We start from the raw sequence: 5,013 nt of genomic DNA, 5'->3' as shown, positions 1-5,013 counted from the left end.
GAGGAAATCATATACTGAACGTAAACCATCAATCAAAAAAGAGCCGCTCTCTCGGAAAGCGGCTCTTTGCATTCTCAGGACGCCCTAGCCGTCAAGCCGTCAGGGCTTATCCCACCACAGCCGAGTGGCAGAGTTATCTGGCCCGCCCAATAGCTTGATTCCCGAATCCACACCAGGCTTATTGGTGTTGAACTCGCCCTGCGTGTAGGGCGTCCGCCGCACTATTGCGGTAGCGGGTACTTCGGGATTATCCGAATTAAGCCGCGGATACAGCTTGGGATAGCCCGTGCGGCGGTACTCGGCCCAGGCCTCATGGCCATTGGGGTAGAGCGACAGCCACTTTTGAGTGATTACCTGCTCTAGCTGCTTGGCTGGAGTCGCTGCCCACTTTACGGGGATGTCAGTCATAGGCGGCGTCTTCACGGCGTGGCCTGCATCCAAGGCGATGGGTGTGGAAGTACCGTTGATGTAGGCACTGATGGCGGCCGCATCGGTGATTCCCCATTGCTTCATGGAAGTCTCGATGCCCTTTTCGTAGAATTCCTGCGCCGTTCCCGGTCCCATGTTCCAGCCTTTCAAAGCGCCTTCCGCTTTCAGGAAATGCGCCTCGGCGGCATTCATAATCAGGAAGGGGGTTGTGAACTGGTTGTCGGGCAGGAAGCGGTCGTTGACGTTGGAATTATTACCCGGAGCGTTAGGTTCCAGGCCCAACTGCGCCTTGGAATAGCCGTTGCGCAGTCCCTTGAAGGTGGTGGTACCTGGCACGGGTGCGTAGTACTTGCTCATACGGGGGTCGCTGTAGCCCTTCAAGGTACTTTCCATCGCCGCGCTCATGCGGAACTCGTTCCAGGCAGTGGCCTGGGCCATCGGGTTGCGGGAGTTGGTGGTTACCGCCAGAAATGCATCGTGGGCGTTGGTGGACAGCAATCCGCCCGCTGCTGCCGCCTCGGCTTCTGTTTTAGCCAAAGCAGGTTCCACCTTCGACATCCGCATAGCCACGCGCAGCCGCATGGTGTTGGCAAACAGAATCCACTTGTCCACGTTGCCCTGATAGACTTGGTCGTTGTTACCCAGTACATTCTTTCCTTTGAAGGCTTGAAGACTGGCCGCGCCGTCTTTCAGTAATTTCAGGAAATCCTTATAAACGAATTCCTGTGAATCGTACTCGACGCTCTTGGCGCCGTTCCCAACCTGAGAGTAAGGAATTGGTCCCCAATAATCGGTGCGGGGCAAGAACATCTGTACCTTCCAGATGTTCATCATTGCGTAAACCGCCGCGTTCTCGCTGGGGCCACCCGGCTTGGTATTGTCCAAAACCCCCAGCATGGGCGAAATGGCGTTGCCATAGAAGCCGTTCCAGGCCCCGTTGAGCCAGTTGCCTACCATCACGTTCCGATCAGAGTCAAAGTTAACGGCCGTATTGGCAAAAAACTGGGATTGTAAATCGGCAAACAGGCTTTGGAAAGTCTGCCAGCTGGCCTGGATGGATCGGTACTGTGCCGCCGCAAAGGCGTTACCTACGCCGGCTGCATCCAGTTCGGTAAGTTTCGACTTATCGGTGTTCAGGTCTTCAAAATTCTCGGTACAGGCATTGAATCCGAGCATCATTACCACCAGAAGGGCAGGAATGGCAAGTAGTTTGACTTTTTTCATTTTGATAAAATTTCTGGTTGATAACAATTCTTAGACAAAACTAAGAGAGGACAGTATGTCTGGTTAAAAGGAAAGGCTCAGGTTGACACCGATGGTCCGGGTTGACGGTAGGGAGAACGACTCCAGGCCCACCGTAGTATCCTGCGCACCGGCCGTAAGTTCGGGATCGAAGCCGTCGGCGTTGTTCAAGAGAAAGAACAAGTTACGGCCCACCAACGAGATGGAAACCCCCTCGAAGGGAGTTCTTTCGGTCAGCTTCCGGGGAATCGCGTAGCTCAACGTTACTTCACGAAGACGGATATTGGACGCACTATACGTAAACACCTCGCCCGCCGGGGCGTTACGGCCCCCTACTTTCAGCCAGTATTTTTCGGCCGTCGTCGGAATATTGTTCGGCGTTCCGTCTTCCAGTACTCCGGGGAAAACATAAGAGTCGCGCCCTTCGAGCGTAGCTTCGGGAATGCCGTCGGCGTAGATGATGGCGTTGGTGAAGGATGACACCACACCGCCGATGCGGGCGCTGATTAGGAAGTTGAGCGACAGGTTGCCATATGACACCCGGTTGCCGATGCCGCCAATCCAGGTCGGGCGGGAGTTGCCCATGTAGGCCGTTAGGCCGGGCGTGACAAGAGGCAGTCCGAGTTTGTCCACCAGCACTTGTCCCTGCGCGTTGCGCTGGTAGCCCCGGCTGTACAGTTCGCCGAGTGGCCGACCTTCAATGGCCCGCACACTGTTCATAAAGTCGCCCGCAAGATTGTACACTTTCAATTCGGGCGTGAGTTCGACCAGCTTGTTCTTATTGGCCGAGTAATTGAGATCGATGTCCCAACGCAGTTTCTCCGCTTTGACGGGCGTGGCGTTAAAAGTCAGTTCAATGCCAGAGTTACGTACCAGTCCCGCGTTGATGTATTCCTGCGACCAGCCTGAAGCGGGCGGAATCGACACCCGAAAGAGTTGGTTTTTGGAATCGCTGGTGTACCAGCCCAGGTCGAAGCCCACTCGGTCGCCTAAGAACTTCATTTGGAGACCTGCTTCCAGTGAGGTGGTCAGCTCTGGCTTCAAATCAGGGAAAGGCTTCACGTTGTCACGGGAGATATAACCATTTGGCCCCCCCACTCCAAAAGTGTAGGTCTGATTTAGTAGGTAGGGCGAGGCGTCGTTACCCGTCTGAGCGTAAGTACCTCGAACCTTTACAAATGAAATGGCTGCTGGCAGGGCGAGAATATTGGAAAGGATCGCCGAGAAGCCCACCGATGGATAGAAATAGGACTGGTTATCCTTGGGCAGCGTCGAAGACCAGTCGTTACGGGCCGAAGCCGAAATCGTCAGGGCATCTTTAAAGGTGAAATCTGCCGTGGCAAACACCCCTTGTTTCTCGGTCTCAGTCACCCGACGGTCGGACTGTGGGCTGCGTGCGTTAGTGGTAATGAACAGATTGTCGCGATTAAGACCTCCATTTGCCGTATTCTGGTCGAGGCGGTCGCGGCGTAAGCGGTTGGCCCCTACCACGGCATTCACCGATAAGTTAGGGGAAATCCGCTTATCGTAGATAGCAAACAGATCCAGGTTCAGTTCCGAAATCTCGCGCCAGCTCGTATTATATTCACCGTTGTCGGCGATGGTATATGTATCGTTGTAATACTTGGCCTCGTACTTGTCCACGTAGCGATCCAGTCCGGCGCGGCCCGTGATGCTCAGGCCGGGGATGACCTTATAGGTAAGGCTGGAAAAACCCGTGATGCGGTCGCGTTTGTCTTCGGTGAGTACGCGATTTTTGATCCAGTAAGGGTTCTCGCCGCCGTTCGAGCCAGGGTTCCAGAAGTTGTGGCGTAGCTTTCCCGTGCTGGGATCTACATATTCGTAGTTCATTGCGTGTTCCGTCTGGATGTTGCGAGGTATCCGCAGGATGTGACGCTGGTTATTAGCGTAGTTTTCGCCTGTAAACTGGCGATTGTCAATATTCTCATTCAGGTAAGTGACCTTAGAATCCAGCGATAGTTTGTCTCCCAACTGGTTAGTGATACGTAGGTTGAGGATGTTCCGTCGCAACTTGTTGTTGTCCACGATTCCTTTGGCCCCCACATTAGTGTAGGAAAAGTACGTCTGAGTTTTGTCATTACCACCCGTGATAGCCAAGGAGTTGGAGATTTGGTTGCCCGTCGAGTAAAAATCTTCGTAGTTGTTGGGCTGCGGGGTCATGTTGTAGGTCTGGCCCTCCGTCTCGGGATCCTTGCCCCACAGCTTCACCGACTGCCCGGTCATCTTGGGGCCCCAGCTAAATTCCGAACGCTCGCTGTATTGCCCGGCACTGCCCTGGCCGTACTCGTTCTGTAGCTTACGCAGGAACATTGGCTGCTCGGCCAGGAACGAACTGTTGATGCTCACGCCCAGGCCCCGGCGCGAAGTGCCTTTTTTGGTGGTTATCAGCAAGGCACCGTTAGAAGCGCGGCTTCCGTAGAGGGCCGTTGCCGCCGCCCCCCGCAACACGTTGATCGACTCGATGTCATCGGGGTTGACACTACTAAGGCCATCGCCACCGTCGCGGCCGCCGTTGGCATTGCCGGGGCTGAAGTTACTGTTATCCATCGGCACGCCATCGACCACAATCAGGGCTTGGTTGTTGCCCGCAATGGAGCGGTCGCCGCGCAACACGATGCGGGACGAACTACCCGGCCCAGAGGCCGAACGGGCCACGTCAAGACCAGCTACGCGCCCGATGAGCGAGTTGGCTACGTTGAGTTCCTTGGCCTTGGCGAAGGTCTTGGTGTCGATTTGTTGCGTGGCGTAGCTGAGGGTTTTTTCTTCCTTCGTGATACCGAGAGCCGTCACAACTACCTCGCCCAGACTGCGAATGTCGTCGTCGAGGCTGGTGGTGACGGTCGTTTGGTTGGCAGTGAAGGGTATCTCTTTGGTGGCGTAGCCCACCGTCGAAATGATCAGCGTACCTGCGCCGTTCACGTTGAGGGTAAAATTACCTTCGGCATTGGTGTTAGTACCGCGCGTGGTACCTTTCAGTAGAACGCTGGCCCCAGGCAGGGGCTGTCCGTTCTCATCGTTGACCGTGCCGGTAAGGGCGCGGTTCTGCGCGAACACGTTTCCTGCCGTTGCTACAAGTAACACCAGCATAGTGAATAGTAGTTTTTTCATAAATAGAAAGGATTTTTGAGTAGAGGTATAGGTGAAACATTTGAAACAAAGCTAAGTAGAATCTTACAAAATTTTAGCGATGGCTGCTATCCGGTAACAGCTTAAGGTGATTCTTGTTAGGCAGAATTCCCCAATCTTTTCGCAAAGTGGGGAAGCCACGCCACTAAAACTACCATCGACTGAGCTGATTCTGACAAAATATTGGTCAGGCAC

Annotated in this window: 2 protein-coding genes; both read right to left on the bottom strand. The window is 54.4% G+C overall.

What is annotated here, in order from left to right:
* Positions 1-99: 99 nt before the first annotated feature.
* On the bottom strand, positions 100-1,653 hold the full coding sequence (locus ACEW8P_RS17135) for a SusD/RagB family nutrient-binding outer membrane lipoprotein (RefSeq protein WP_373514295.1): 1,554 nt from the start codon (positions 1,651-1,653) through the stop codon (positions 100-102).
* 63 nt (positions 1,654-1,716) lie between these two features.
* Positions 1,717-4,800, bottom strand: coding sequence for a SusC/RagA family TonB-linked outer membrane protein (locus tag ACEW8P_RS17130; protein WP_373514294.1), 3,084 nt, complete (start codon positions 4,798-4,800; stop codon positions 1,717-1,719).
* Positions 4,801-5,013 lie beyond the last annotated feature (213 nt).

Origin of the sequence: Persicitalea sp. (assembly GCF_041751555.1) — a bacterium.
Classification (GTDB): Bacteria; Bacteroidota; Bacteroidia; order Cytophagales; family Spirosomataceae; genus Persicitalea.
Note: the sequence above shows the minus strand (reverse complement) of the source record. Positions and strands in the feature narration are given on the sequence as shown.